The 26,358-nt window shown below is 46.6% G+C and carries 28 protein-coding genes; 9 read left to right on the plus strand and 19 right to left on the minus strand.

Features of this window, described 5'->3' with window-relative positions:
• The first annotated feature begins 273 nt into the window (after positions 1-273).
• Both ACXAGQ_RS13995 and ACXAGQ_RS14000 read left to right on the plus strand, forming a co-directional pair.
• Positions 274-738: a DUF2846 domain-containing protein gene (locus tag ACXAGQ_RS13995; protein ID WP_475254528.1), complete on the plus strand. Its 465-nt coding sequence runs from the start codon at positions 274-276 to the stop codon at positions 736-738.
• 261 nt (positions 739-999) lie between these two features.
• Positions 1,000-1,185 carry a hypothetical protein gene (locus tag ACXAGQ_RS14000; RefSeq protein ID WP_475254529.1) on the plus strand — a complete coding sequence of 62 codons (186 nt, stop codon included), beginning with the start codon at positions 1,000-1,002 and terminating at the stop codon, positions 1,183-1,185.
• Positions 1,186-1,271: 86 nt separating this feature from the next.
• Here ACXAGQ_RS14000 and ACXAGQ_RS14005 read toward each other — a convergent pair whose 3' ends face one another.
• The 3 genes from ACXAGQ_RS14005 to ACXAGQ_RS14015 all read right to left on the minus strand — a co-directional run bounded on the left by ACXAGQ_RS14005 (position 1,272) and on the right by ACXAGQ_RS14015 (position 4,704).
• The gene (locus tag ACXAGQ_RS14005) at positions 1,272-1,460 is read right to left on the minus strand and encodes a hypothetical protein (RefSeq protein WP_475254530.1); all 189 of its coding nucleotides are present in this window, start codon (positions 1,458-1,460) and stop codon (positions 1,272-1,274) included.
• Positions 1,461-1,774: 314 nt separating this feature from the next.
• Positions 1,775-3,406 carry a methyl-accepting chemotaxis protein gene (locus tag ACXAGQ_RS14010; RefSeq protein ID WP_475254531.1) on the minus strand — a complete coding sequence of 544 codons (1,632 nt, stop codon included), beginning with the start codon at positions 3,404-3,406 and terminating at the stop codon, positions 1,775-1,777.
• Positions 3,407-3,987: 581 nt separating this feature from the next.
• The gene (locus ACXAGQ_RS14015) at positions 3,988-4,704 is read right to left on the minus strand and encodes a GntR family transcriptional regulator (protein ID WP_475254532.1); all 717 of its coding nucleotides are present in this window, start codon (positions 4,702-4,704) and stop codon (positions 3,988-3,990) included.
• Positions 4,705-4,919: 215 nt separating this feature from the next.
• On the opposite strand from ACXAGQ_RS14015, the gene ACXAGQ_RS14020 reads away from it, so the two are divergent.
• On the plus strand, positions 4,920-6,344 hold the full coding sequence (locus ACXAGQ_RS14020; protein ID WP_475254533.1) for a glycoside hydrolase family 1 protein: 1,425 nt from the start codon (positions 4,920-4,922) through the stop codon (positions 6,342-6,344).
• A 65-nt stretch (positions 6,345-6,409) separates the two neighbouring features.
• Here the strand turns inward: ACXAGQ_RS14020 and ACXAGQ_RS14025 are convergent, their stop codons facing one another.
• The 3 genes from ACXAGQ_RS14025 to ACXAGQ_RS14035 all read right to left on the minus strand — a co-directional run bounded on the left by ACXAGQ_RS14025 (position 6,410) and on the right by ACXAGQ_RS14035 (position 8,930).
• Positions 6,410-7,744: a heavy metal sensor histidine kinase gene (locus tag ACXAGQ_RS14025; protein WP_475254534.1), complete on the minus strand. Its 1,335-nt coding sequence runs from the start codon at positions 7,742-7,744 to the stop codon at positions 6,410-6,412.
• 10 nt (positions 7,745-7,754) lie between these two features.
• Complete coding sequence (locus ACXAGQ_RS14030) at positions 7,755-8,435, minus strand: heavy metal response regulator transcription factor (protein ID WP_475254535.1); 681 nt, start codon at positions 8,433-8,435, stop codon at positions 7,755-7,757.
• A gap of 114 nt (positions 8,436-8,549) precedes the next feature.
• Positions 8,550-8,930, minus strand: a complete 381-nt coding sequence (locus ACXAGQ_RS14035; protein ID WP_475254536.1) for a DUF3316 domain-containing protein — start codon at positions 8,928-8,930, stop codon at positions 8,550-8,552.
• Positions 8,931-9,058: 128 nt separating this feature from the next.
• Between ACXAGQ_RS14035 and ACXAGQ_RS14040 the strand changes: the two genes are divergently transcribed.
• From ACXAGQ_RS14040 to ACXAGQ_RS14060, 5 genes are all read left to right on the plus strand, one after another.
• The gene (locus tag ACXAGQ_RS14040; protein ID WP_475254537.1) at positions 9,059-9,487 is read left to right on the plus strand and encodes a VOC family protein; all 429 of its coding nucleotides are present in this window, start codon (positions 9,059-9,061) and stop codon (positions 9,485-9,487) included.
• A 56-nt stretch (positions 9,488-9,543) separates the two neighbouring features.
• Positions 9,544-9,942: a GFA family protein gene (locus tag ACXAGQ_RS14045; RefSeq protein ID WP_475254538.1), complete on the plus strand. Its 399-nt coding sequence runs from the start codon at positions 9,544-9,546 to the stop codon at positions 9,940-9,942.
• A 9-nt stretch (positions 9,943-9,951) separates the two neighbouring features.
• Entirely contained in the window at positions 9,952-10,098 is a 147-nt protein-coding gene (locus tag ACXAGQ_RS14050) for a DUF3565 domain-containing protein (RefSeq protein WP_475254539.1), read from the plus strand.
• A gap of 240 nt (positions 10,099-10,338) precedes the next feature.
• Positions 10,339-11,085, plus strand: a complete 747-nt coding sequence (locus ACXAGQ_RS14055) for a DUF481 domain-containing protein (protein ID WP_475254540.1) — start codon at positions 10,339-10,341, stop codon at positions 11,083-11,085.
• Positions 11,086-11,519: 434 nt separating this feature from the next.
• Positions 11,520-11,828 (plus strand): hypothetical protein, encoded by a 309-nt coding sequence (locus tag ACXAGQ_RS14060; RefSeq protein WP_107300471.1) that lies wholly within the window; start codon positions 11,520-11,522, stop codon positions 11,826-11,828.
• A 166-nt stretch (positions 11,829-11,994) separates the two neighbouring features.
• Here ACXAGQ_RS14060 and ACXAGQ_RS14065 read toward each other — a convergent pair whose 3' ends face one another.
• The 10 genes from ACXAGQ_RS14065 to punC all read right to left on the minus strand — a co-directional run bounded on the left by ACXAGQ_RS14065 (position 11,995) and on the right by punC (position 22,734).
• Positions 11,995-12,588, minus strand: a complete 594-nt coding sequence (locus ACXAGQ_RS14065; RefSeq protein WP_475254541.1) for an HD domain-containing protein — start codon at positions 12,586-12,588, stop codon at positions 11,995-11,997.
• A 19-nt stretch (positions 12,589-12,607) separates the two neighbouring features.
• On the minus strand, positions 12,608-13,606 hold the full coding sequence (locus ACXAGQ_RS14070; RefSeq protein ID WP_475254542.1) for a substrate-binding domain-containing protein: 999 nt from the start codon (positions 13,604-13,606) through the stop codon (positions 12,608-12,610).
• 235 nt (positions 13,607-13,841) lie between these two features.
• Positions 13,842-16,304 (minus strand): trimethylamine-N-oxide reductase TorA, encoded by a 2,463-nt coding sequence (gene torA, locus ACXAGQ_RS14075; RefSeq protein ID WP_475254543.1) that lies wholly within the window; start codon positions 16,302-16,304, stop codon positions 13,842-13,844.
• A gap of 22 nt (positions 16,305-16,326) precedes the next feature.
• A complete protein-coding gene (gene torC / locus ACXAGQ_RS14080) occupies positions 16,327-17,511 on the minus strand; it encodes a pentaheme c-type cytochrome TorC (RefSeq protein ID WP_475254545.1) in 1,185 nt (394 codons plus the stop codon).
• A 45-nt stretch (positions 17,512-17,556) separates the two neighbouring features.
• The gene (torE, locus tag ACXAGQ_RS14085) at positions 17,557-17,733 is read right to left on the minus strand and encodes a trimethylamine N-oxide reductase system protein TorE (protein ID WP_475241425.1); all 177 of its coding nucleotides are present in this window, start codon (positions 17,731-17,733) and stop codon (positions 17,557-17,559) included.
• Positions 17,734-18,281: 548 nt separating this feature from the next.
• Positions 18,282-18,953, minus strand: a complete 672-nt coding sequence (gene artM, locus ACXAGQ_RS14090) for an arginine ABC transporter permease ArtM (protein ID WP_475254547.1) — start codon at positions 18,951-18,953, stop codon at positions 18,282-18,284.
• The gene (gene artQ, locus ACXAGQ_RS14095) at positions 18,950-19,684 is read right to left on the minus strand and encodes an arginine ABC transporter permease ArtQ (RefSeq protein ID WP_475254548.1); all 735 of its coding nucleotides are present in this window, start codon (positions 19,682-19,684) and stop codon (positions 18,950-18,952) included. The genes artM and artQ overlap by 4 nt, the downstream gene beginning before the upstream one ends.
• A 3-nt stretch (positions 19,685-19,687) precedes the next feature.
• On the minus strand, positions 19,688-20,419 hold the full coding sequence (locus ACXAGQ_RS14100; protein WP_475254550.1) for a lysine/arginine/ornithine ABC transporter substrate-binding protein: 732 nt from the start codon (positions 20,417-20,419) through the stop codon (positions 19,688-19,690).
• Positions 20,420-20,510: 91 nt separating this feature from the next.
• The gene (artP, locus tag ACXAGQ_RS14105; protein WP_475254552.1) at positions 20,511-21,239 is read right to left on the minus strand and encodes an arginine ABC transporter ATP-binding protein ArtP; all 729 of its coding nucleotides are present in this window, start codon (positions 21,237-21,239) and stop codon (positions 20,511-20,513) included.
• Positions 21,240-21,522: 283 nt separating this feature from the next.
• Complete coding sequence (gene punC, locus ACXAGQ_RS14110) at positions 21,523-22,734, minus strand: purine nucleoside transporter PunC (protein WP_475254554.1); 1,212 nt, start codon at positions 22,732-22,734, stop codon at positions 21,523-21,525.
• Positions 22,735-23,005: 271 nt separating this feature from the next.
• Here punC and punR point away from each other — a divergent pair, with 271 nt between their 5' ends.
• A complete protein-coding gene (punR, locus tag ACXAGQ_RS14115) occupies positions 23,006-23,908 on the plus strand; it encodes a DNA-binding transcriptional activator PunR (protein WP_317521880.1) in 903 nt (300 codons plus the stop codon).
• Positions 23,909-23,930: 22 nt separating this feature from the next.
• On the opposite strand, the gene ACXAGQ_RS14120 is transcribed toward punR, so the two are convergent.
• From ACXAGQ_RS14120 to ACXAGQ_RS14130, 3 genes are all read right to left on the minus strand, one after another.
• Complete coding sequence (locus ACXAGQ_RS14120; RefSeq protein ID WP_475254555.1) at positions 23,931-24,182, minus strand: DUF2986 domain-containing protein; 252 nt, start codon at positions 24,180-24,182, stop codon at positions 23,931-23,933.
• Between the two features lie 136 nt (positions 24,183-24,318).
• Entirely contained in the window at positions 24,319-25,323 is a 1,005-nt protein-coding gene (locus tag ACXAGQ_RS14125) for a substrate-binding domain-containing protein (RefSeq protein ID WP_475254556.1), read from the minus strand.
• Positions 25,324-25,522: 199 nt separating this feature from the next.
• A complete protein-coding gene (locus ACXAGQ_RS14130) occupies positions 25,523-26,344 on the minus strand; it encodes a DUF4437 domain-containing protein (RefSeq protein WP_475254557.1) in 822 nt (273 codons plus the stop codon).
• Positions 26,345-26,358: the final 14 nt, after the last annotated feature.

Genomic DNA, 26,358 nt, shown 5'->3' on the forward strand with positions numbered 1-26,358 from the left:
AAGGGCGAGTTTTCTAAGCTTCTATGCTGCGTTATTGTTTCTTGATTTAGAGCCACTAGATCTTCAAAAACAATGCCTTGTCTATAAGCTTATAAATTCTCGCTGAACCTGCATCTTGAAGTAGCTTGGGTATATTATTTGTTGAAATTGGGGTTTGCCCGCTCAAATGAGCGGGCTTTTTTGTGTTAAATGGGCCGCAATATGACATATTGTTGTTGCTGAAGTAGTACGAAAACGTAAAGTTTATATTTTATTCAATAGCTAGGGAAAGCAATGAAAAATAAAATATTATTCAGTGCGCTTGTTTTATCGGTTCTATCTGGTTGTGCATCTGTACCCACGGCAAACGTCGAGCAGTCAAATGAAGCCAAGAAATTTGAGCTGCCTACTGATGGCAAAGCTGGGCTCTATGTTTACCGTGCTAATTCTCCCGTTGGCGGTGCACTTAAGAAAGATGTATTTGTGAATGGCCAATGTGTTGGTGAAACTGCACCTGGTGTTTTCTTTTACCAAGAAATCGAAGGCGGTAAGGAGCATACTGTTAGTACTGAATCTGAGTTTTCACCGAATGAGCTGAAAATATTGGCAGAATCTGGGCAGCTATATTTCATTGAGCAGTATATCAAAATGGGGCTTTTTGTGGGTGGTGCTGACGTAAGGGTTGTCGATGAAGTTGCAGGAAAGAAAGCTATAGCTGAAACTTCAATGGCAGTTCAAGGTACTTGTAACTCAGTGTGATTTCACAATACAGCGGATTATTAAAGGTGATATCAAGTCGTGAAGAGTTTACTTGATGTCACTTTTTCTATTTTCACTTACTTATGGTTATTGATTAAGGCGTTTTTCCAGCGGGAGTTGTTTCAGCGAATGGATAGCTATCGTAGTCAGCCTGCAAGAGAGGCTTACAAGTTATCTTTATGCGATTATCCTGATCAAACGGTATAATCGCCCGAATATTATTTACGAAATTGTATTTGGTTGAAGATGAAGAAAAACACCATGACATTCATCGTCACGTTTGTGTCGGTGTTCATTGCGATAACACTCAAGAACATTTTGGTAGGGGCATTCTTATCAGCAGGTGAGTTAAATTTTGTGGTAGACACGCTGATTTTGCTTGTGATCTACGTACCAATTTATTTTGCGTTTACTCGCATCGGTAAGCGATTCATCACCAAACAGTAAACTGAACACTGTATGCTAGCTGGTACTTTTACTTCTTAGTATGGGTACCAGCTATCGGAAAGTTCAGTCATCAGCTTGGATTGGCCTTAGCGACGATTGGCGTGGGTGAGAAGGTCTATGAGTTCGCTTTCAGTTTTTGGGGTTTTGTCTAATTGGATATGAGGAGATGTTCCGCCCCAAAGCATATAAGCGGTATCGGTACAATGGTCATGGTGGAACCATTTTCCATCAATGCAGATGTCGGTATAACATCTTGGATCTTGTATTAGGTCCATATATACACGTCCTTTTTGGTTTAACATGTTTACAACATACGACCAATGTATATGCAATAAATTGATCTTGGTCATTAATGCATAATTTTATTTAATATGTGTCTCGCAAAGCCAACCGCAATCACCTCCTTCCTGTTCAACACTGAAGAACTATCAATATAGTTGCTATTTATATCGCCTATGTAGCAGGTGTTGAAAGCTAAGCCGTTGAAAGCGAGGCCGCTGAAAAGAGTGTCTTGAGTTTTATTTCTTGATAGAAGTTAAAGCCCTGCCATGCAGGGCTTATATTTGGCGATTATTTGCCAGGAAACACCTTAGCTGGAAAACAGCTTGAACTTATCGACAGAGCCATGGAAATCACTGACCAAACCTTTCATTCCCTTTGCAGCTTCCTGTACGTCCGTTGCAGATAGCTGGTTGGCCGAGGCCATTTCAGCTATCTGCTGTATCCGTTCAGCTAGTTCTTGGTTCGCGCTGGACTGCTCATGCAAAGAGCATGATACTTCATCGACTAAATGCATAAGACGCTGGGATATTTGATGCATTGCACTCACTTTGCTCTCTACGTCCTTGGTTTTCGACATGTTCTGCGTGACTGATAATGTACTTTCCTCGATATGGTGTACGGTTGATTCGATGCCAGAGCGAAGCTCTTGAATGGTTGTGGCTATTTGCTTCGTTGAGTCGGAGGTGCGCACAGCAAGGTTCCTGACTTCATCAGCAACGACAGCGAACCCGCGTCCTTGTTCGCCTGCACGAGCTGCCTCTATCGCCGCATTCAGTGCCAATAAGTTAGTCTGTTCAGCGACATCATTGATGACACTGACAATGCCTTCGATTTCTTTTGAGTGCTGGTCAAGGTTCGATACCGCCTCGCTGGACAATCTTGATTTTTCAGACATTTCACCAAGGTCGTTAATGGCAAGCCGCATCGTCGATGTCCCTATATCGGCTTGTTCACCGCTTTCATTAGATAAGGATTTAATCTTATCGGCATCAGTAGAAATGGTATGGATACTTTGGCTAAATTGTTCAATCAAGGCCGCTATTGAGCCTGTGTCATCTGACTGCTGGTTGGAGGCCACAACAATATGGTTTGACAGTGTTTCCAGCCTAGAGGCTTCTTGGTTAAGCGCTTTTGCCCCGTTTTGGATCGTTTGTAATGTATGTTCAAAAGTTGCCATTAGGCTGTTGAAAGCAAGGCCGACGTCAGCAATTTCATTTTTACCCTGTGTCGATACCCTAGCGGTAAGATCTAAGTTAGTTTCAGCTTGCTTAAATAAAGTCTGTAAATGAGAAAGTGGCGTGGTAATGCTTTTGGTAATGTAGAAAGAGATGACAATTAGCGCGCTAGTCAGTAAAGCAATCAAACCAACAAAGTCTCGCATGTTTTGGTAAAAAACAGTATCAACATCATCGACATACAAGCCAGTGTTAAGTACCCAACCCCAAGGCTCGAAGGGAAGCGAATAGGCGATTTTAGGGTAGGGGGTTTCATCTGGGCCGGCTTTTTGCCAATGGTAAGACACAAACCCCCCGCCTTGCCTCGCTGCGGCAACTTGCTCACTGACTATACGTACCCCGTTGATATCTTTTAGCTCAGACAGATCCCGCCCATTCAGATCGGGGCTGATAGGGTGGTGCACCATGGTGCTGTTCATGTCATACACCATAAAGTATCCGTTGTCGCCGTAACGCATGGCATCGAGCGCAGAGATCGCTCTTTGCTGGGCTTCCTGGTTGGTTATTTCACCTTGTTGCGCTTGCTGATAGAGAGCCGAGACAAGCGTATCAGCAGACTCGACAAGGACTTGAATTTGGTGCTTACGTTCACCGAGCATGCTATCTCTTTTGTCAAAGAGCGCAAGTAAGGTGGCTGAGATGAGGGATACTACCGCGATCAGGATGATCAGCATCAAGCGTTGCTTAATTGATAGAGCGTTCATGGTTTCCTCCATGTCCCCACAAAATGTAAGTAATTTATAAAGTTACAGCTCAACTTATATGAGTCTAGCAATGCCAACATGAATTGCTTGATATTTATACAGCCTGAACCGTATATACCCAAGTTACCTCAAGGTGCAGGATTCAGAGGGTTGTCAGCGCATTCAATACAAGGCGAAGGTTTGCAGGAATGGCATTCCCTTTCAAAAAGCTTCAACGAAGAAGTGAATGGGCTGACACCCTCCCGAAGGGCGAGTTTTTAAGCTTCTATACCGCGTTATTGTTTCTTGATTTAGAGCCACTAGATCTTCAAAACAATGCCTTGTCTATAAACTTAAAAAATCTCGCTGAACCTGCCTCTTGAAGTAGCTTGGGTATATAGAGTTTTTATTGCTCGGCGCAAAATAAAGGTGGGCTCAATAGGGTTTTATTCACTGAACCGCGCTGTAATTTGACTTTTGTGCGGGGGGGGATTTTTTGCTTGTCGTGTAGAGTCGAGGAAAGAAGTTTGTTCTGGCTACTTTTAAAGTCATTGGTTACTTCAAGCGCCTGAATCGTTAGGCGCTATCGATTAAAGCAAAAGTTATCTCAACTGAACCGACTTCACATAGGTGGTCGACAACTTGAAGGATTCACAGGTGTGCTTGGCGACAGAGTGCTCAAAAAGCTGACCGTTGTCTAAGTAGGCGCGTTGGGCAACATTGACCAGATGCTCGTTTTCAGCAATCGCGAGCCATTGGCTTTCTTGGTCGTTTGCTTGATCTATGGTGATCGTCAGGTTAGCGCTATGGATCCCTTGCTTAAGGGTATCGGTGATGTAACCGTAAATGGAATCCTCTGCTTGCTCTAAGGTGAGTCCCGGTACCACTGCTACGGGCATATAGGTATATTCAATAATGGAGGGTTGATCGTCGATTGATCTCACCCTGATGATTTCAAAAAGGTGTTCACCAACGCTTCCGCATACCAGTTCTGCCGTATCGGCATTGGCTTCAATAACCCTAAATATCTTTACTTCTGTCGTAACTTCTTTTCCCGTCCCTTTATATCGCAACTTAGTCCCTTGCAAATGAGTGTCAGGCTGTTGAGGCGGCGTGCTCTTGATAAATGACCCCGAGCCTCTTTTTCGTACAACAATGCCTTCTTTTACCAGTATATCCATCGCTTTTTTGAGGGTGATCTCACTGCACTCGAACTCGGCCGCGAGTTTTCTTCCCTCAGGGAGTTTTTCTGCAGCACAGTACTGACCAGAATCAATACGAGTCTTAAGCTGCTGATAGATATCCTTATATTTGCTCATTATTGTTTTTACTCATACAGGGGGGCTGTGGAGCAGAATACCTTAATTTTGATTTGCGCACAGCGCTGAATCCAAAACTTATTGTGATTCAGGTCTGATTTATGGCTTTTGTTGGCTGTAAAACCATATGGTTTTGTTTAGTGTGGTGTAAACATTAAATCGGTTACCTTGGCCACTAAGGTGGATTACAGGGGCGTTCGTTCATAGGGTGAGTTATGAGTTTTCAAGAAAGCTTTTTGTGGGGAAGTGCATCGGCAGCGTACCAGATTGAAGGGGCTGCAAACCTAGATGGAAAGGGCGATTCGATCTGGGATGTGTACTCTCGAGTGCCGGGCAACACCTTCAAAAACACCACGGGGGAGGTAGCGATAGACTTCTACCACCGTTTTGAAGAAGACATTGCGCTGATGAAAGAAATGGGGCTTCAGGCTTACCGCTTTTCAGTGTCTTGGCCTCGAATCATGTCTGACGGACGTACAGTTAACCCGCAAGGCGTCGAGTTCTACCATAAAGTTATCGACACCCTGATTGCCAATGGTATCACCCCAATTTTGACGGTTTACCACTGGGATTTACCGCAGGCGTTACAAGAAGAATACCAAGGGTGGGAAAGCCGAGAGATCATTGAAGACTTTACCCGCTACTGTGAAGTACTGTTCGAAGAATACGGTGACAAAGTCCCGTACTGGGTCAGCTTAAATGAGCAAAATATCTTTACCAGCCTAGGTTACCTGCAAGCGATTCACCCGCCAAAAGTCTCTGATTTCCAGCGCTTTATCAATGCCAACCATATTGCCAACCTTGCTAATGCCAGTGCGGTGAAGAAGTTCCGCGAGATGGGGATCAATGCCCAAATTGGTGCCAGCTTTGCCTACAGCCCAGCCTATGCCCAATCGGCGAAACCGGAAGATGTCATTGCGGCGGAAGATGCCCAGGAATTGCAAGACCTGTTCTGGATGGATGTGTATGCGAAGGGGCGTTACCCGAAGATTGCGCTTAAGCGGCTGGAGAAATTGAATATCCATATTGATTTCCAGCCAGGTGACAAAGAGCTTTTGGCTAATGGCGTGTGTGATTTCATGGGCTTGAACTATTACCAGTCTGCAACCTTCGTTGCCGCAGAGAATAAACAAAAAACAGCCCAGACAGGTAATGCATCCCAAGTGTCGGTGGTATCAGAAATCAGTGATATCCCAACGGATAAACTATTTGCCCGTGCAGATAACGAATATCTGGATATGACAGACTGGAACTGGGCGATTGATCCCAACGGTCTGCGTGTTGCGCTGCGCCGTATTACTTCTCGCTATGAGTTGCCAATCCTTATTAGCGAAAACGGCCTTGGTGCCTACGATACCCTGACCGAAGAGGGAAGGGTGCATGATGACTACCGCATTGACTTCCTTCGCCGCCATGTCGAAGCTATTTCTGATGCTATCGATGATGGCTGTGAGGTTATCGGCTACTGCACTTGGTCGTGCCAAGACTTGTTCAGCTGGCTAAATGGTTATGCCAAGCGCTATGGCTTTATCTATGTCGACCGTGACGAAGAGAGCGAGAAAGAGCTGAAACGCTATAAAAAAGATAGTTTCTACTGGTATCAAAAAGTGATTGAGTCCAATGGTGAGCAGATAGGTTAACCTTACCTGGCTTCATAGCGAGTTTTATCTCTGCTGATTATTCAAGCCCACGCATTAGCGTGGGTTTATTTTGGCACCGACAATATAAAACTGGTGATGCCATTGTCAGAACGTACCAGAATATCACCATGATGAATTTTGGCGATTGATCGGGCGATGGCTAATCCTAACCCCGCGCCGGCAGTGGCCCTGTGCATGCGCGCTTTATCCACTCTATAAAAACGTTCGAAGATATAGGGTAGATACTCCGCGGGAATGTCATCTCCCTTATTGATGACTGCAACCTTGGTTGTATTGTTTAATTCACTGATTTGGACATTGATCGCCTCGTTACACTCACTGTGCCTGACCGCGTTGGATATCAGGTTACCGAGGGCGCGCTTGAGCATTTCTTTATCACCGTGAACCACCCCTGAGCCAGATAGGTTGATCGTCACACCTTTCTCATCTCCAGCCAATTCATAGTACTCAGCTAAATCTTCAATCAGTGGCTGGAGGTCAATATCTTCATTAGCGGTTTGCAATAGGTTGTGTTCAGACTTGGCAAGGTAGAGCATGTCCGTAATGGTTTTGGTTAACCGACTCAGTTCTTCCGAGGTTGAGATCAGGCTTTCTTGGTATTCCTCGGTAGTACGCGGGTGGGCGAGGATCACCTGGGTTTGGGTCATCATATTGCTAATCGGGGTACGGAGCTCGTGGGCGATATCAGAGGAGTATTCGGATAACCGCTCGAACTCTTTCTCTAGCCTAGACAACATGTCATTCGAGACAATCACGAGCTGCTGCAGTTCGCTGGGAAAAAGCGCTGGCTCAATGCGCAAGTCCAGTTTTTCTGTAGAGATCTGCTGCATGTGCTCTTCGAGATGTTTCACTGGCCGCATACCTCTTCGAACAATCAACCAGCCAAGAAAGCCACTGACCATACTGGCGAATAGTGTGGTCCAGAAAAGTACCTCAGTAAAACTATTGAGGAATATGAGCTGGTGATTAATGTTTAATCCTAGAATGACATCAACATTGCGCTCTTTTTCAACGGCAAAGCGAAAAGCCCGGTAGCGATCATTACCATCTTGCCACTCTTCTGCTTGCGTATCACGGTTAAGGAAAAAGGCTTCTGGCAGGTCAATGGGTTCCGTTTGATAAATGACTTCCTTGGTGCTGTTATCGATTAACCAAAGTTTGTTCTCGCCCAATTCAAAGAAAGTACCGTATTTGGCAATAAAGTCATTTTGCAGTTGCAGGATATTGATGGTTTTGAATTTTTGCTCAATCGTATACTGATCTTGGGCGTAGAAGTGACGCTTGAGGTGATAGAGTGTGGTAGCGCTCAATGCAAATAAAACAATAATAGAGGCGGTAAAAAAGGAAACAATGAGCTTCGATGACATTGAGTTGAACATAGTGTTTCTTCTAACCTTGTTCATCTAGCATGTACCCCATTCCACGGATTGTATGGATCAGTTTGGGCTCGTAGCCTTTGTCAATTTTCCCACGCAGACGCTTGACCGCAACATCAATAACATTTGTATCACTGTCAAAATTCATATCCCACACAATAGAGGCAATTTCTGAGCGGGACAGCACTTCACCCTGACGGCGCATTAACAGTTCAAGTAGAGAAAACTCTTTGGCGGTGAGGGTGATACTATCACCTTCCCGGGATACGCGTCGTTTGAGCAAATCGAGATGCAGGTTAGCGACTTCCAGGGCGAGTTCTTTAGAAGGTGAGGGCTGCTTGCGGCGCAGGGTATTTTTAATGCGAGCGACCAGCTCAACAAAGGCAAAAGGCTTAACGATGTAATCGTCCGCACCCAGTTCGAGGCCTTTCACCCGGTCTTCGACCTGATCTCTGGCGGTCAGCATAATGACGGGTGTTTCTATGTTACTGGCTCGCAGTGTAGTTAGCACTTGCCAGCCATTGAGCTGGGGCAGCATGACATCCAGTACAATGAGGTCATAGTTGGCGCTGGTGGCCTGGTAGAGGCCATCAACGCCGTCTGATGAGAGGTCTACAATATAGCCTGCTTCGGTGAGCCCTTTTCGAAGGTATTCGCCGGTTTTGGGTTCATCTTCAATCAGCAGTAACTTCATTTTTACCTTGAGCCTCTTTTGTTCATGCCCTTTAGGGTTGGTTCCCTCAACCCTTAATGCTACATAGTGCGCGTTCAGCTTTTCAAGTACATTCAGGGGGATAAGTAATACCAATTAGCTATTATCGTAGCGGAAGTGCTCGAAGCGTACATTGACGTTTGCACGGTATTCGACATTTCCATCTGAGCCCATCATTTCATCAACGGTGACATAGCCATTATCTTGGATGCGTAGGCTAGAAATTTCTTTCGGGCCCCACGCCATAACGCGTAGCATTTTGTGTAGTTCAGCAGGCTTGCTGGTTTCCAATACATTCAATACATGTTGGCCTTCAGCGTAGGCGGCTTCTTTTGTCTCAAAAGTTTGAGTGCTTACGACTCGGTCATTGCTTTGTACGCTGTATTTGCTACCAGCAACCAGCGGAGTTGACGCCATTGATGGTAAGCTAAACAGTACAAGTGTGGTTGCAGCAGCGATAGTTTTAAGTGATTTCATAGTGGTGTCCTCTTCAGTGTTTGACTTTACGAGATAGAGAATACCGAACTGACGGTGACCAAAACCGGACGCTAACATGACAATTTTGTCATGTTGGGAATCGTGCAAATTAGAGGAGTTGAGACATTATGGAACCTCGGATCAGTATCATTACATTAGGCGTTCAAGATCTTGAAGCGTCGTTTGCGTTTTACACCAAACTCGGCTTTCCATCATCGAAAACACCGGAAGATGGCATCATTTTCTTTAAAACTGGTGGGGTATGCTTGGCGCTCTATCCATTGGACGCCTTGGCCGAGGATGTATCACCTGATTTTAAAGCAGTAAAAAAGGGTTTCTCCGGTATCACCCTGGCCCACAATACTCGTTCTAAACAAGAGGTCGATGCGGTATTAAGCTTGGCTGAAAACGCAGGCGGGAAAATCGAGAAGCAGGCACAAGATGTGTTTTGGGGTGGCTACAGTGGCTATTTCTCTGACCCGGACGGGTATCTGTGGGAAGTGGCCTATGGTGACTGCTGGGAATTCAATGACGATGGTAGCTTAGTGATCGACTAGAGCGGTAGCTATGCAACAAGGAATGCACCATAAGTAATACAGCACAAGGAAGAAAGATGATTAGAAAAGTTGGTGAGACGGAAATCCAACCCAAGCATAAAGCAACCTGCCATTGCGGCGCTGTTGAATTGGAATTGAGCTTACCCAATGGGATAGAGAAACCCCGCCGCTGTGATTGCTCCATATGCCGCCGTAAAGGGGCGATAGTGGGTTCGGTAAAGCCTGATGGTATCCGAATTGTCAAAGGGCAAGATACTCTCAAGCTCTATCAATTCAATACCCATACTGCTAAACACTACTTTTGTTCTGAGTGTGGCATATATACTCACCATCAGAGACGCTCAAACCCTGAAGAATATGGCTATAACATAGGATGCCTGGAAGGCGTCAATCCATTTGACCTAGGTGATGTGGTGACTAATGATGGTGTTAACCATCCAGCTGATCGAAAATAGGCACAAGTAATGGACCAACCGATTACCGGTTATCATAAAGACGAAGAAAACCACTGGGTGGCCGAGTTAGCATGCGGCCACAATCAGCATGTGCGTCACCAGCCTCCTTTTATTTGTCGTCCGTGGGTAATAACCAATAACCGAAGTTGGGCGTGAAAAAATGAAAGGCTACCTGCTTAACTGCAGGAAATGTGATGAGGGGGCACATTTGGATAACCAAATATAAGGGCGAGAAATTCATCAGCTAAATATTCTGGCAGGGTGATATTTATATGATGATTTTTCGGGTGTTTTCTGCCTCATATTTTATAATTTAATAACATTTCGCTGACAATTGCAGTATTTTGCTTCATACAATGGGGCGTTTAGTTTGGTTGCTTAAGGTTGTCGGGGAATATGAAATCGCAGGTTGTTATAGCGCTATCCGTTATTCTTTTTACCTCTCACTCTGTGGTGGTGCATGCCGGTGAAGATGAAGAGTCGGGCCCCTGGAGTGGCAATGCCAAACTGGGCTTTATATTTACCGAAACTACTACTAGCTCGTTGTCTGTTAACTTCGGGGCTAGCCTTGCTTACGACTTTAACGACTGGCAGCAGAAGGGTGAATTTTACACCTATTATACCAGCTCGAGTGAAGGCGAAGATGGGACTAATAAGTACAACCTCAGCTACGGTTTACGCCATTTCGTTAATGATGCGTGGTTTATTTACGGTAACAGTAAATATGAACACGACCAGTTCGCGACATACCGCCATCTGCTCACTATTGCCTCGGGCTTTGGTGCAACGTTAATTGATACGGGTGATAGCAAGCTAGACATTGGTGCCGGTCCGGGTTACCGATTCTCGCAGCGCCAGTCTTTCGACCCGGATTTCCCCAAAAAGAACGAAGATGAAGTTATAGCGAATGCTTTTGTTGAGGCAAACACCAAAATCAACGACAGGTTTGAGCTTGGAGGCCGCCTTGGTGTCGACTACGGTGAGGCAAATACGTCGACCAACCTGAAAGTGTTTGTCAAAAATCAGTTGATGGAAGATGTCTCTTTGCAACTGGATTTAGAATATATCTACAATTCGACTGTGGCCTCCGTTCAGAGCAATGATGAGTTATACAGCACGGTGAGTTTAAGCTATGACTTTTAGTTTATATAACGTCGGTTAACTTTATAAAATAGTGTAAAATAAATTCACTATACATCAATAAAATACCGTTTAATTGACGGTTATTTACCTTAATTTACCGATAACTTGTATCAGTTTTGAGAAATTGAACGACTTATATAACTTTGTTATGTCTTATGCTCTATAGCTTAAACATGTAGGGTAGAGAAATAAAGTTGTTGAGAAGTTATTATTGTCTAAATGCGTGGTTTAGTGATGCATTGTTCTGATAACAAAGAAAATCCAGCTATTTGTGCCAATGGTAAACGGTCTGTGCGTAATCGTAAACTAATGTCAGGGCGAAAAATCATGTTCGAATAATTCGAACGACATGTTTAATTCTTAATGTTTCTTTATCTTGATGCTCTAGCTAAATTAACTCCGAACCCAAACAAAATATTTCAAGGAGAAAAGATATGCTTAAGCTTACAGGTACTATGATCGCAGCAACTGTATTACTAAGCGCACCAGTGATGGCCGATTTAAACCTTAGAGTGACTCCGCAAAACGAGGGAGCATGGGTCAAAGTCAGCGAAAACGGATCACCCGCGAGCAATGTGCAAATTACAACCAATGTTCCAGGTTCTGGTACTTTCACCACCGATGAACATGGTCGGGCTTTTGTGACTGTTGCATCTAACCGTTCTGGTAGTGTGAAGTTCAGGGCAATGGATCAAGAAGGTAACCTTGCCTATAAAACGGCGCTGATCAACAAAGATAAGTAAACACATAACAGTATGGAGTGTAGAGAAAAGGAATTTCTCATAAGTCATGCCTGTAAACACTGTGTCAGTGACTTAATTTACTCAAGCTACATGGGTATAAACAAAAGGCCGTGAAGATTGCTCAAATCTCCACGGCCTTTGTCATCAAGTCTTTATTATGCCGATATCAGTTGTCGACAAGCCAGCCATTCTTTACTGCAAGGTCGATCTGCTCGCAAGCGTATTGCCATAGCTTGGGTGTGACTTTTTCCAGGTACTCATTACGCTTAAGCACCTGCTGCTTGGTCACTGTGTGTTTAACCCAGCTGCCACCCTCATTGGACATGTTCTGGATAAGCGGCAAGATGCGATCCATGGCTTTAGCAAAGCGAGCGTCAGCGGTTTGGGCTTTCTCAAACTCGATCCACAATGCTTTCATTTCGACAAATTGTGCTTCTGGTAGTAGGCCAAACAAACGGTTGGCCGCTTCGATTTCTTTCTCTTCTTGGCCGTCCAGCTCATGCTGCTCAGCGAAAGCAAAAGTATCACCGGCATCTATCTCAACAATGTCATGGATCAGCAGCATCATGACCGCACGATTCACATCCACTGGCTCTTCAATGTAGTCTTTTAAGACTTGTGCCATAAGGGCAATGTGCCAGCTGTGCTCAGCACTGTTTTCCTGGCGGTTGTTATCAGGCTTGACCATGGTTTTGCGGTATACCGCTTTTAGGCGATCCAGTTCATTGATAAAAGCCAACTGTTTTTCGAGATTAAGCATACATTCCTCTTATTGCTTTTTACTTTTGAGCGACGGACAAGCGGCGTACTAGGGTAGGGACAAACATCCGGGTACACGCCTTGTTTTCATCACCTTTGGCGAGAGAGAGCGAAAGGTTCGCCGCTTGTTCTGCCATGATGTTGATCGGGTAGCGCACCGTGGTCAGTTTCGGGCTCAAATATTTAGCGATGATACCATCATCGAAACCGATCAGAGAGATATCTTGCGGTGGGGTAATACCATTTTCTTCCAGCACAGATAAACAACCAGCAGCCATGTTGTCGTTGTAGGCTGCAATAGCGGTGATCGGGAGGTTTTTGGAAAGCAAGTTGGTCATCGCATGCTCGCCACCGGCTTCATCGGGTGAGCTGTATTCGATGTAGTTGTCATCGGTTGGCAGGTTATAAGCACGCAGGGCATCAAGGTATCCGGCACGGCGTTGCTCGGTATCTTCAATGTCGTGGTTCGAGCAGACATAGCCGATCTGCTGGTGGCCACTTTTGATCAGGTATTCGGTTGCCAGGTAGGAGCCCTTGTGGTTATCGAGTGCAATACAGCGATGGGCTATTTCGGGTATGTAGCGGTTGATCACCACCATGCCCGGTACCTCATTGGCAAAATCAATCAGCTCTTGGTTGCTCAGCCCTTTGCTGTGGATGATCAGGGATTCACAGCGGCTGTTAATCAATAGCTCTATGGCTTCTTTTTCGGTCACAGCGTTGTGATAGCCATTGCCGATAAGAATTTGTTTGCCGTTTTGCCGCGCGATCTGATCGATAGCTTTGAGCATAGAGCCAAAGAAGGGATCAGAAACATCGCCGACCACCACACCGACGGTATTGGTGGATTGGCTGACAAGTGCCCTTGCATTGGCATTGGGGCGGTAGCCAAGCTCTTTCATCGCCTGTGTGACAGACGAAATCGATGCTTTACTGGCTTTAGGGGATTTATTGATTACACGTGATACCGTTGCAACAGAAACACCGGCCAGTTTGGCCACATCCTTAATCGTAGCCATGGCTACACATCCTAGCTCAAATCATACTTGGCGCTTATTAAACACCGACTGTGTAACAGGTGCAACAACAAAGCAGAAAAAGAATTAGAACTAAAGCACATGGCCAATAAAATCAATAAGAAGGAATGGTGTAACCGTTACCAGTTAAATGCTATGAACAAAGCAATACTATGAACAAAGAAAAGGGGAGTAGCCATTGGCAACTCCCCTTAGTTTATTTTACTGCCAGTGAGAATTAACTCACTTCAATCGGCCCGCCGAATGACGTTACTGGCGGAACGATGCCTGTGAACTTCTCGAACTCAACCAGACAGGTGTTGGCACTGGTTGCCTGAGCCAGTTCAGAAGACGGAATATCCTGAGTCAGGGTGTTTGGATCGCCGTAGGTATCCATCGCGCCTTCTTTCTCACTTAGAGGACCATACCATGCGCCTTCTTCGATACGAACTACGCCCGGTGCGTAGCTGTCTGTTAACACAGCCCCCGCTAACAGCTGGCCACGGTCGTTGTAGACGCGAACCAAATCACCATTCTGAATGCCTTTGGCTGCAGCATCTTTCGGGTTGATGTAGATCGGCTCACGGCCTTGTACAGCGTAGGTGGCACGGAAGTCTTCCGACTCACACATCTGCGAGTGCAGGCGTTTGTCTGGGTGGCAAGACTGCAGCCAGTATGGGTGTCTGTCTGAGCCCGGGCCACCGTGCGAACGTTCACTCTTCTCGAACCACATTGGGTGGCCCTGGCAGTGCTCGTAGTCAAAGCGGTCAATCTTACGGCTGGTGATTTCGATAAAGCCTGATGGCGTACCCAGTGGGTTGATCTCTGGATCTTCACGGAAGTCGGCATGGCGAACCCAAGGTTTGCCTGTACCGGCATCGAAATAGCCTTTGTCCCAGAACTCATCGAATTCTGGCATGTCGAATTTCGCCTTGTTGGCGTCGCGGCATTCGCTGTAAAGCTGGCGAACCCATTCCATCTCATCCATACCACGGGTGTATTCTTTGTGGCGACCGAAACGGCGGGCTACTTCAGTCATTATTTCGAAGTCAGTTTTTGACTGGAACAGTGGGTCAACCAGCTTTTGCATCGCAATCAAGCCACGGCCACTGTATGAGCCATACACATCGATATCGTTACGTTCCCACTGGGTACAAGCAGGCAGTACGATATCCGAGAAGCGGCAGCTCGCTGTCCATGCAAAGTCTATGGTGACCACAGTTTGAAGCGCCTTGAAGGCTTTCTTCATCTTGTTGCGATCCTGGTGGTGGTGCCAAGGGTTACAGCCACTGATCACCATCATCTTGTAGTCTGGCAGGGTCACTTTTGAACCGTTGTAGCGGATTTGCTTGCCTGGCTCGAGCAAACAGTCAATCCAGCGTGCAACCGGAATAGTACTGCTGTAGCCGTTGAAGTCTTTGTTATCCCACTTAGGCTTTTGGCCTTCGTCTGGGTTACGTGGGAAACCGCCTGGCGCCGCAAAACCTGTTGAAGGCACACCGATTGAGCTGTAGTGGTGGCCGTAAGAGATACCACCGCCAGGCAGGCCAATTTGACCGACCATCGCTGCAATAACTGCCCCCATCCAGTATGGTTGCTCGCCGTGCTCCTGACGCTGGATACACCAGCCAAATAGCATCTGGGTACGGCCGTTAACCAGCATGCGGGCAAATTCGCGGATCTTATCGGCAGACACGCCACAGATCTCAGCTGCCCATTCTGGGTCTTTCTCGATCTTGTCTTTGGTTTCACCCATTACATACTGGATGAAGTCATCAAAGCCCAAACAGTACATCTTGATGAAGTCTTTGTCGTAAAGCTCTTCGGTGTACAGGGTATGCGCGACACCCAGCATAAACGCCACATCAGTTTGTGGGTTGATGTACATATGGTCGTTGTTGAGGTAACGCTGGGTTTTGTTCTTCACCGGGTCAACGGAAAGCACATTGATTTCGCCATTGGCGACTTTCTCTTTCAGTTTCTCCAAATAGGCGAATGACTCGTGAGTTTCACAGTTCCAACCAACCTGGAGGTTTTTCACCGGATCGTTAGCCCAAAGAACAATATTGTCACTGTGTTCAAGGATTTCAGACCAAGAGGTACCCTGCGCATACACTTCGGTGGAGCCTAATACATACGGCAGGATGGTTTGGCCGGCACCGGTAGAGTAGTCACCGACTTTTTTGATGTAGTTACCGTGCATGCCGACAACACGCTGCATGTGGTTACCACAGCTGTGGAACTGGCCGGTTTGACGCCAGCCAGTTTGACCAGCGTGTAGTGCCCATGGGCCGTAATCTTTCTGAATACGCTCCAGTTCGCGGTAGAACAGGTCAATCGCTTCATCCCAGGTAACGCGGACAAAACGGTTGTTACCACGGGTCTCGGCACTGTATTTGTGTTTTTTCAGCCAGTCGAGGCGAACCATCGGGTAGCGCACACGCGATGGGCTGTAAAGGATCCCCTTGATGCCGTTAAGCATCTCGGTTGGGTGCTTATCCAGCTCCAGCGGTTTGATTTCTTGTAGCTTACCGCCGTAGATATGGGCGCGGAATGCACCCCAGTGAGAGCCTGATACTTTCCAGGTTCCTATGGTTTCAGCGGCCATCGCTTTGTTTGCACCTAGCAGGCTAGGGCCAATCACTGATGCGGCGCTGGTCGCTACCATACCTTGTAGGAAACGTCTTCTGCTTACAGACATAGTCAATTACTCCATCAATCGCTTAGTGGTGGCCATCTGCAAAATCAGATGAGTGTTTCTGTAGGTACTTCAGCACCAAGGCTTTGCTGTCGGTATCGAAGTTAACGAAGGCCATCATGCCGTTGAACATGCCTGGCCAGGTGTTGGCATCAAAGTGCGCTTCATCCGGCTGGGTGTGGCACACAGAACAGTTGGTGTTGTAGGACTGTTTTGCTTTCTCCCAGATAGGCTGAACGTCGGCCATCAAGGCTTCTTTTTTCATCCACACTTTGGCGGTAACGCGCTGCCAAGGAAGGCCGGTGAGGTCATCTTCTTTGCGCTCGAATTTCTCGACAACCTGATCATTGGTGGCAGACTCTTTCAGCAGGGAAGCGACGGCGATGTTCATACCGAAATCTTCCTGGATAACACGACCAAAGCCTTTGTCTTTGCGCCAGCCAGAGACTTCTACTTCGATGGCATCGGCGGATTGATCGATGACTTTGACGGAAGATGCAGGGTTTAGCAGACCAGCTTCTGTGGTTAGCTCTTTTTCTTCGTAAAGCGGCAAATGGCGTACGCTGACATATTCTTGGCCTGTTTCGAACTTGGTGTTTGACGCTAGCTGCTCAAGCTCACCGATCATGCCACCAGAGCTGTCCATGTTTTTCGGTAGGTTGTGGGCAATTCCTTTGTGGCAATCCACACAGCTTTGGTCACGCTCAGCCGCTTGCTTCATTTGGATGCGAGCTGTTGGGCGCATGTTATCGAAATCCATGCTGTCGTAGTTGTGGCAGTTTTTACATTCCAACGACTTATTGGCAGAGAATCGATCCCATTCATGCTGGGCCAGAGCAACGCGGCGTTCTTCGAATTTTTCTTTGGTGTCTAAATCACCGAATACTTGGGCGAACACTTCTTTGCTGGCTTGCATTTTACGGGCGATCTTGTCAGTCCAATTGTGTGGAACGTGACAGTCAGGGCAGGTTGCACGAACGCCGGACGTATTTTTCCAGTGCACGGTTTCTTGTAGCTCTTGGTATACGTTATTTTCCATGGTGTGGCAGCCAATACAGAATTCTTCGGTATTGGTCACCTCAAGCGCGGTATTGAAACCACCCCAGAAAATAACCCCTGCGATAAAGCCACCAAGGGTTAATACCCCGAGGCTGATATGAACACTTGGCCGAGAGAAAGTCTGCCAAGCTTTAATTAGAAATGCTTTCATGTTGTGTACTCAATGTGTGGTTATTAGATTGTTGTTATTTAGGCTTTATCCCATATGGCCTGGAGGCCCCAAGAAGAAGACCTGCATCATCCAAACGAAAAAGCCGTAGCCACCGACGGCGGCAACACTGAGGATGGGAAAGAGGAAAACTGTGATGAAAAAGAAAGCACGCCACTCACGCTGCTTTTCATCCTTAGCAGCTGTGCTGATTCCATTGTTCATATATCTACCCGTTCTACTTTGTTAATTGAGCTAAAAGGAAAAGTGTTAACAAATGTTTTAAAGGGATCTTAAGATATATTTTCGTGGTGATTCAATTGGGCAAAAGCTATTGGTTTTACCTTATTAATTCTTTTTTGATCTGTAACGGAAAGATGAATGGGATGCGATTTTATATAACTATTTATGGGTGGTTGTGAAGAATTATTAATAGCTCTTTGTGTTTCTATTTTGTTAAATTAATTTAAATTTGGTTGCGATATTGATCTGATTGACGTGACGAAAGAGCATTTTTTATTGATTTGCCGAGAAGTTGATCGAAATAAAGTGTGATCTAGATCTATATAAATATTAACCATGTAAATTAAAGGGTGATTTCATACATATCCAATACTCATGTTTATAGCGATAAAATTAATATCAAAACTGTTTCAGTGCGGATTTGATTTGAAGTGATTTATTACAGATTGGGATTTTGAGGAGTGAGTTTGAGGAATAAAAAAGCTGGTATGAACCAGCTTTTAATAAATGAAGATTTGAAGTTTCAGATCTTATCTCGCCGTCTCGAAAGCGAGGGCTTTCTTCTCAACCTGACGGAAAACCAGGGTAAGCATGCCATTGACTGTTAGGTAGAAAGCCCCTGCGACACTGAAGACCATTAAGGTATCGTAGGTTTGGGCGTTGATCCGCTGAGCATAGCCCATGATATCCATAATGGTGATGGTACTGGCCAGCGAGGTGCCTTTAAAAACCAAAATCACTTCGTTGGAATAGGCTGGGACCGCTCGGCGAATCGCATACGGCAGCAATACACCCAAGGTCGCTTTAGTATTCATTCCCAATGCTTTGCATGCCTGCCATTGGCCGGAAGGGATAGCATTGAAGGCGCCTTTGAACAACTGGGTACTATATGCTGCGGTATTAAGCGCTAGGGCAAGCATGGCGCAGAACCAAGGTTGGCTCAGCCAGTTCCATAAAATACTTTCCCGTACCCACTCAAATTGTCCTGGACCGTAGTAAATCAAAAAGATCTGTACCAACAGGGGAGTACCGGTAAACAAGGTAATGAGGCCGCGGCTTAGCCAGTGCAGGCCTGGCGTTTTGAGAATCAGCGTCAATGTCATCAATAACGCCAAGGTACAGCCAACCAACAAGGAGACCGCGGTCAGTTCAAGGCTAACAACTAAGCCATCGAGAAGTTGCCAAACGTGTTGCTCATTCATGCGCTAGCTCCTTCCAATGCATTTGCTTTAGTCACTTTTGCTTTAGCTGATTTGCCCGATGTTGAGTGGCCATCCTGCAAGCTGTATTTTTTGTCCAGCTGCTTGACGACCCGCTGGGTGATCAAGGTGATGACCAAATACACAGCTGCCGCGCAGGCATACCAGGTAAAGCTTTCGTGGGTGGCTGCTGCGGTTAGCTGAGCCTGCTTGAGCAAATCGGTCACCCCAATCAGAGAGACCAAGGCAGTATCTTTTAACAGTACTAGCCATTGGTTGGTCAGACCGGGTAGGGCGTGGCGAACGGCTTGTGGCAGTACAATCTTGAAGAATGCCCGTGACTTGCTGATCCCCAATGCACTTGCTGCTTCCCGCTGGCCATTAGGAACAGCTTTGAGAGCGCCTCGCAATGTTTGAGAGGCGTAGGCAGCAAAGATAAGCGAGAGGGCAATCACCCCAGACAGAAACGGGCTGACTTCAATGAAATCACCGGTCAGCAAGAACAGTACTTGCGTAGATCCGAAGAAAATAAACAGTACAACCAATATTTCAGGTAAGCCCCGAAGCACGGTGACCAGCGCTGTTGTCGGCCAAGCAAGGGCACGGAAGCGCGACATCTCACCACTGGCAAAGAGAACTGCCAAGACCAATCCTACAGTGACGCTGGCCAGGCTTAGCTGGATGGTGACCCAGCTAGCCTCAAGTAGCGTCAGAGCATAACCTGAGAACGCCATAAATTACTCACCGAAGTACTTGTTGAAGATTTCGTCGTACTGGCCATTTGCTTTAACCGTTTTCAGTGCAGTGTTTAGCTTATCCAGTAGCTCTTGGTTGTCTTTGTTGATGGCGATACCAAAACCGTTGCCGAAGTATTTGGCATTGGTCACCTGCTCACCCACATAAACCAGGTTGTCGTTCTTTTTGAACCACTCGGCAACCACGGCAGTATCACCGAATACAGAGTCGATACGGCCATTTTGCATATCGATGAACGCGTCCTGGTAGCTGGCGTATGGTACTGCGGTCACACCGTCAAGTTGTTCGGTTAGGTAGCTCTGGTGGGTTGAACCGTTCTGAACACCAACACGCTTGCCTTTAAGCGAAGCTTGGTCTGCCACTTTTCCATCAAGGGCAACGAAAGCGGCTGAGTTGTCGTAGTATGCGTCGGTAAAGTTGACCACTTGCTGGCGCTGTTCAGTAATATCAATACCCGAGATTGCTGCATCGTAACGACGGAATTTCAACGCAGGGATCAGGCTATCAAATGGCTGGTTGTGGAAAGAACACTTAGCTTCAATCACGTCACACAGTGCATTGGCGAGATCAACATCAAAGCCCTGGATTTCGTTATTCTCATCAACGAATTCGAATGGGGCGTAAGTTGCTTCCATCGCAAACTTAATTTCTTCTTGGGCTGCGGCATTAGCTGAAACCAAACCAATCAATGTTGCCAATACAATCTTTTTCATCGCGATACTCCGTGCGTCGTTAACTGCAGCATCACGTGGCAGTGATGCTGAAATATGTTTATACCCAAGTCACTTGGGTCGGTAACTGAATTTAGTGCGTGAGGTATTCAGCGAACTCAGGGGTCGCCGGGGTTGTGAAAGCCTCTTTGGTGCCGTGCTCCACCATGCGACCTTTTTCAAGGTACAACACGTGGCTGGCGATTTTCTTGGCAAAGTCCACTTCGTGGGTCACCACAACTTGGGTAATGCCTGTTTCACTCAGGTCGTTAATGATTTTGACAACCTGGTTGGTAATTTCAGGGTCGAGTGCGGCCGTTGGTTCGTCAAACAACAGCACTTCAGGCTTCATCATCAGTGCGCGGGCAATGGCAACACGCTGCTGCTGGCCACCAGAGAGTTGCAACGGCCAAGCATCAGCTTTGTCTGCTAGTTGCAAACGAGTGAGAAGAGCCATGGCTTCGTCAATGGCTTGTTGCTTAGAGATACCTGCAACTTTAATCGGCGCTTCAATCAGGTTTTCCATTACCGTGAGGTGAGGCCATAGGTTGTATTGTTGGAACACCATACCGACTTTGCGCCTTAGTTTCAGTGCTTCTTTCTCGCATACAGACTTTGAAAAGTCGTAGGCTTCGTTGGCAACCTGAAGCTGGCCGCTATTAGCGTTCTCCAGCAAATTTAGCACCCTTAGCAAAGAGCTTTTACCGGCGCCACTTGGGCCAAGCAATACCAAGGTTTCCCCTTTACCACAGGTGAATTCAACATCATGAAGAACCTGGGTATCACCATAGAATTTATTAACACTCTTTACTTGAATACTCATGCTGACTTACTGCATTAATCGTCACTTGAGGTTTATATTACCCAGAGTGAGATCTTATGCAAGAAAAATGTATAAAAAATCCCACAGGTTACATTTTTGTTTGATTTATGTTCTAAATTTTATCTTTTACCCCATTTAAATCACTGTATTTAAGTGGCTAGAGCGATAGATGTGAAAATGGCATATTGGTGCGGATTTGCGGTGTGGAATATTTAAGCATTTAAACAAAAAAAGGCCACTACGAGAGTGGCCTTAGAGATTTAGCGTTTAGCGCAGTATGGAATTATGCAGTCTGGGCAAGTGCCGCTGTTTCTTCGCGGCGGGCTTTAACCACAAATGCGTAACCAATTAGCGCGACAAACCCTGTAATGAACATTGCTGTCGTCACAGTAATCAAGCCATATACCGCAAAGGCTGATACCAGGCCGCTTGCTGCAAAACACACCATTGTTTGCAGGAAGTTCAGTAGGCCAGCAGCTGTTGCACTACAGTTTTTGAAATCTTCCAGCGCTTTGCTGATGATTAGCGGGTAGATAGCACCGTTCGCCACTGCCAAGAAACAGAATGGAACCAGGATCGGCCAGATAGTGGTTGGCTCAGTTTGCAATGAGATCATGAACATCACCGTTACGCTGGCAAAGAACAGCTTTAGGATCCAAGGTAGCAGTTGCTGGCTGTCGTATTTGTTTAGCAGGGTACGGCAACCGTAACCACCGATAATGAAAGCAACAGTCTGTGGTGCATAGCTCAGGCCGATATCTGCGCCGGAGTATCCCATAGCTGCCATCACAAATGGTGAACCTGTAAGGTATGCGAAGAACGCAGCTGAACAGGCAGCAAAGATAATCATGTTACCAATGAATTTTTTTGAACTAAGGATCTGGGCATAATCGCGGCGCAATTGCACTGAGACTTTTTCTTGTTTTTTGTCCAAATTGGCACTTTCAGTTTCTTTTAATGTCATGATGGACAAAACAGCACCAAAACCAACGAGGGCAACAAAGATACTACGCCAGCCGAACTGGTGCTCAAGCATCGCACCAGCTAGTGGAGCAAGAGCTGGGGACAACGCAACCAACGGCATAATGGTGGCGAAAACACGCTCAGAGACCTTGCCTTCGTAACGGTCAACCACCACGGCCTGCCAGATAACTGTTGCACTACATGCGCCTAGCGCCTGTGCAAAACGGGCTACCAGCATCAATTCGACGTTTGGGGCAAAGGCACAGAATACAGAGGCGACACTGAATAGTGCCATACCACCCATCTGCACTTTGATACGACCAATTCGATCAGACAGCGGGCCATAAATTAACTGGCCAAGTGCCATACCCAACAAGAAAATACTCAGTGTCAGGCCGATAAGTGATTGTGATGTATCAAAATCCTCTCGAATAACTTCGAAAGCAGGGAGGTACATGTCTGTCGCCAGGAAGCCCAGCATACTTAAACATGCAAACCACAGGGTTGTCATTTTTGAAGGTTGATTTGTCATAGCTTTTATTTCTTTAACTGTTTTGTACTTTGCGGCAAGTCTATACATGGTTTTTCGTGCTGTGAAACGGTAAAATTTAAACATTACTTTCAAAAAATTTGATTTGAATGTTTTTTAACCGCCATCATGGTTTTACCTATGGTGCACTGTGTTGGGTTGAATATCGTTCAGGTGGTGCGAATTAATAGCAACTTGTTGCAATATTACTGTAAAAATCAACAGCTTTGACTGTGTTGGATGTGAGTGCTGAACGGTAAAAAGGAAGGGGCTGATGTTTTCTTATAATGATTTACAAGTGATAGACGTGGTTGCGAGGAGAGGAAGTTTTTCTGCAGCTGCTGAAGAATTGCACAAAGTACCCAGTGCCATTAGCTATACCGTTAGGGTTATCGAAGAGCGCTTGGCGGTCGATTTGTTTGTTCGGCTCCATCGCCAGGTACAACTTACCCCTGCTGGTGAGTTCTTTGTTGAAGAGGCAAGGGCGTTACTTAAGCAAATGGAACTGCTAAAAATGCAAACCCAGCGAGTTGCCAATGGTTGGTCGCAAAGTGTATCGGTAGCATTGGATACGGTCGTACGTGAGAGCCGGGTAAATACTCTGGTGCGTGATTTCTACCGCCAGTTTCCCGATATGGAACTGCATCTGACGATGGAAGTGTTCAACGGGGTATGGGATGCTTTGTCTGATGGTCGGGCTGATATTGCCATCGGTGCAACGGCGGCAGTGCCTGTTAGTGGTCACTTTGATTATCGCGATATGGGGGTGCTGGAGTGGCGCTTTGTGATTAGCCCTGATCATCCTCTGGCACAAACCGACTATCCGCTTGAGGCGGAAGAGCTCATCGAATACCCGGCGATATGCCTTGAAGATACGTCAAGGGTACTGCCTAAGCGGGTGACTTGGCTGATGGATAACCAGCGGCGGATCATGGTGCCAAACTGGCACAGTGCCATGTCATGTTTGAAGTCGGGGCTGGGGATCTGTGTCGTGCCAGAGCACAAGGCGTTGCCGCTTATCGAAAGTGGCGAGCTGGTAGAGAAACAGTTAGCGGTTAAACCGCCGGTCAGCCCATGCTGCTTGGCGTGGAATAAAGAGAGCCAGAACCCGGCGATTGATTGGCTGCTCGATTATCTGGGAGATAGCGAGCAGCTTCATCGCGAATGGATGCGCTAGGCACGATGCTTAGCAAGCTGGCTTATTCAGTGGTTTTATCGCCCGCTTTTTCGCCATCGATTTCAGTGTTAACGATACTGGCTTCAGCATTGTCTTCGGCTGCGCTTGCTTCTTGTGCTTGTTCGGCAGGTTGCTCAGCCTGCTGGGCTTCTGCTTCCATCTTTGCGCGCTCAGCTTTGGAGATGTAGCGCGGCTTGTTGCTGCGATGCAACTTGGCGTTTGCTTTCTTCTGCTTTTTCTTCAGCGCTTCGTTAATTTTCTTCTTGCGGTTCATGCTTAACATACCAAATCGAAATTGGCTGGCAATTCTAGGGGTAATTGACGGGAATGTGAAGGGGATTGGCCCAAGTAGCATTAAGTTACTTGGGCTTTTGTATGGCTATGTTAGTAGTGTTAGCGCCTTGGGGCCGCTATTGAGACGCTTTACCAACCGATAAGCGGCGAACCAATGTCGGGTTATATAGCCTTGCCTGGTTGGTTTGCTTATTCTCGCTTGCCAATTGCAATGACAACTTGGCTGCTTGCTCTGCCATTACTTGGATAGGGTAGCGGATGGTAGTGAGTTTCGGGTGGACGTATCGGGCAATATCGCCATCATCAAAGCCGATAACCGAAATATCCTCTGGAATGCGCAGATTATTTTCATGCAGTACGGACAAGCAACCTGCAGCCATGTAGTCGTTATAAGTAGCCACAGCCGTGACAGGCAGGTTCTTCGACAGCAGGTTGGTCATGGCGTATTCACCGCCAAGCTCATCCGGCTCACCGTACTCGATGTATTCTTCGTTAGGCTCCAAGCCATGATCTTTGAGGGCTTCAAGGTAGCCAGCCTTGCGGTCCCTGGCATCTTCAATGTCATGGCTTGAGCACAAGTAACCAATATGCTTATGGCCATGGCGGATCAGGTACTCGGTGGCAAGGTAGGAGCCTTTGCGGTTATCGAGAGAAATACAGCGCGAGGCGATATCAGGTACGATGCGGTTGATCACCACAAGCCCCGGGATTTCGTTGGCTAAGTCGATGAGTTCCTGATCGCCCAACCCTTTACTGTGAATGACCAAGGATTCACAGCGGCTGTTGATCAGCAGGTTAATGGCATTGCGCTCTTTTACCGGGTCGTGGTAGCCATTGCCAATAAGGAGCTGTTTCTCATTTTGGTTAGCGATGGTATCGATGGCTTTGACCATGGTACCGAAGAAGGGGGCAGAGACATCATTGACCAAAACGCCAATGGTGTTGGTCGATTTGCTCACGAGTGCCCTTGCATTGGCATTGGGCCGGTATCCGAGTTTTGCCATTGCGGCTTTCACGGCTTTAATTGCCGTTTCACTGGTGTGTGGTGCGTTGTTGATCACCCTTGAAGTCGTGGCGACGGAAACGCCCGCTTCTTTCGCGACATCCTTGATGGTAGCCATAGAGCCCTCTTTCTTTACTGCTGGCTCATTAAACAATGGTTGGAAGGATAAAACAAATCCCTGTCAGTGTTTTTTCATAGGCTGAATTAATTATTGCAACTTGAATCACCCTACTCATCTTTAAGTAGGGTGATAAAGTAAGCAACAGGCATTAATCTCGGAATCTAGGTGGCTGAATCACTCAAGCCAAGAGTCAGTGTTATTTTACGTTGTATTTCGCGTCGGTGCGGATGTACAGCGTTACCTCCTCATCACCAACATTTGAAATGTTGTGGGTAAACTTATCTGTAGATTCGATGTAGCTGCCTGCTCCTAGAACAATTGCGGTCTCGAGGTCTTTGGAGTCGTAGCTCAGTGCTCCTCCAATCACAACTGCACGGAACTCACTGGCCTCGGTCGATATACTGCCTTCAAAGCCTGGTGGTAGTTTTATCATTGAACCACCTATTGCTGAGGTACTTCCCCATACGTAGGTAGACAAAACACCTTCCGCTTCAATATCGTGAAGGTCATTGTTGGTTAACCATACAATGTTATCCCTGTGAAGGTTCAAGGGGCGCTCACCATTGTCGAACTTCTCTTTGGATGGCTTTACAAGGTAGGGGCCTTCATCAATCTCTAAGTAGATAAGGTTGATCTCGCCGTTAGCGGCAGTGGTGTGGTCTTCACCTGCGGGCTGCGTCCAGAATGAGCCAGTTGGCATCCACATTTTTTCAGCCGTTGGGTCATCATTGTGCATTAGGCCATCAATTACCACGCCACGATAGGTAATGTTGTGGATATGCGGCGGTGACTCAAACCCTTTACGGAAGCGAACCAACATACCGGTAGCGGTGTCTTTTGTTCTATCCCCCCATAGATCGGCTGCCCCTGGGCTCAATTCGCCACGCAATGGGTTTAGGTATCCCCATTCAATGTCATCGGTGGCGACAACTTTAGACGTGGGTTCGGCGGTGTATGCCTGCACAGAGAGTAGCGCTGCTGCCATAGCAATAACAGGCTTTTTAAAATCTAACTTCATAACTTGTCCAGTTA

Source organism: Photobacterium sp. ABD4_091 (assembly GCF_056160145.1).

Bases quoted from the DNA above. Each gene is read 5' to 3' on its own strand.
- ACXAGQ_RS14030 (WP_475254535.1), bottom strand. From the start codon at position 8,435: ATGAAGTTACTGCTGATTGAAGATGAACCCAAAACCGGCGAATACCTT.
- ACXAGQ_RS13995 (WP_475254528.1), top strand. From the start codon at position 274: ATGAAAAATAAAATATTATTCAGTGCGCTTGTTTTATCGGTTCTATCT.
- ACXAGQ_RS14020 (WP_475254533.1), top strand. From the start codon at position 4,920: ATGAGTTTTCAAGAAAGCTTTTTGTGGGGAAGTGCATCGGCAGCGTAC.
- torA (WP_475254543.1), bottom strand. From the start codon at position 16,304: ATGTCTGTAAGCAGAAGACGTTTCCTACAAGGTATGGTAGCGACCAGC.
- torE (WP_475241425.1), bottom strand. From the start codon at position 17,733: ATGAACAATGGAATCAGCACAGCTGCTAAGGATGAAAAGCAGCGTGAG.
- ACXAGQ_RS14125 (WP_475254556.1), bottom strand. From the start codon at position 25,323: ATGGCTACCATCAAGGATGTCGCGAAAGAAGCGGGCGTTTCCGTCGCC.
- ACXAGQ_RS14100 (WP_475254550.1), bottom strand. From the start codon at position 20,419: ATGAAAAAGATTGTATTGGCAACATTGATTGGTTTGGTTTCAGCTAAT.
- ACXAGQ_RS14130 (WP_475254557.1), bottom strand. From the start codon at position 26,344: ATGAAGTTAGATTTTAAAAAGCCTGTTATTGCTATGGCAGCAGCGCTA.
- ACXAGQ_RS14050 (WP_475254539.1), top strand. From the start codon at position 9,952: ATGGACCAACCGATTACCGGTTATCATAAAGACGAAGAAAACCACTGG.
- artQ (WP_475254548.1), bottom strand. From the start codon at position 19,684: ATGGCGTTCTCAGGTTATGCTCTGACGCTACTTGAGGCTAGCTGGGTC.
- ACXAGQ_RS14015 (WP_475254532.1), bottom strand. From the start codon at position 4,704: ATGAGCAAATATAAGGATATCTATCAGCAGCTTAAGACTCGTATTGAT.
- ACXAGQ_RS14005 (WP_475254530.1), bottom strand. From the start codon at position 1,460: ATGGACCTAATACAAGATCCAAGATGTTATACCGACATCTGCATTGAT.
- artP (WP_475254552.1), bottom strand. From the start codon at position 21,239: ATGAGTATTCAAGTAAAGAGTGTTAATAAATTCTATGGTGATACCCAG.
- ACXAGQ_RS14040 (WP_475254537.1), top strand. From the start codon at position 9,059: ATGGAACCTCGGATCAGTATCATTACATTAGGCGTTCAAGATCTTGAA.
- ACXAGQ_RS14035 (WP_475254536.1), bottom strand. From the start codon at position 8,930: ATGAAATCACTTAAAACTATCGCTGCTGCAACCACACTTGTACTGTTT.
- ACXAGQ_RS14065 (WP_475254541.1), bottom strand. From the start codon at position 12,588: ATGCTTAATCTCGAAAAACAGTTGGCTTTTATCAATGAACTGGATCGC.
- ACXAGQ_RS14000 (WP_475254529.1), top strand. From the start codon at position 1,000: ATGACATTCATCGTCACGTTTGTGTCGGTGTTCATTGCGATAACACTC.
- ACXAGQ_RS14045 (WP_475254538.1), top strand. From the start codon at position 9,544: ATGATTAGAAAAGTTGGTGAGACGGAAATCCAACCCAAGCATAAAGCA.
- ACXAGQ_RS14025 (WP_475254534.1), bottom strand. From the start codon at position 7,744: ATGTTCAACTCAATGTCATCGAAGCTCATTGTTTCCTTTTTTACCGCC.
- punR (WP_317521880.1), top strand. From the start codon at position 23,006: ATGTTTTCTTATAATGATTTACAAGTGATAGACGTGGTTGCGAGGAGA.
- ACXAGQ_RS14055 (WP_475254540.1), top strand. From the start codon at position 10,339: ATGAAATCGCAGGTTGTTATAGCGCTATCCGTTATTCTTTTTACCTCT.
- ACXAGQ_RS14120 (WP_475254555.1), bottom strand. From the start codon at position 24,182: ATGAACCGCAAGAAGAAAATTAACGAAGCGCTGAAGAAAAAGCAGAAG.
- torC (WP_475254545.1), bottom strand. From the start codon at position 17,511: ATGAAAGCATTTCTAATTAAAGCTTGGCAGACTTTCTCTCGGCCAAGT.
- artM (WP_475254547.1), bottom strand. From the start codon at position 18,953: ATGAATGAGCAACACGTTTGGCAACTTCTCGATGGCTTAGTTGTTAGC.
- ACXAGQ_RS14060 (WP_107300471.1), top strand. From the start codon at position 11,520: ATGCTTAAGCTTACAGGTACTATGATCGCAGCAACTGTATTACTAAGC.
- ACXAGQ_RS14070 (WP_475254542.1), bottom strand. From the start codon at position 13,606: ATGGCTACGATTAAGGATGTGGCCAAACTGGCCGGTGTTTCTGTTGCA.
- ACXAGQ_RS14010 (WP_475254531.1), bottom strand. From the start codon at position 3,406: ATGAACGCTCTATCAATTAAGCAACGCTTGATGCTGATCATCCTGATC.
- punC (WP_475254554.1), bottom strand. From the start codon at position 22,734: ATGACAAATCAACCTTCAAAAATGACAACCCTGTGGTTTGCATGTTTA.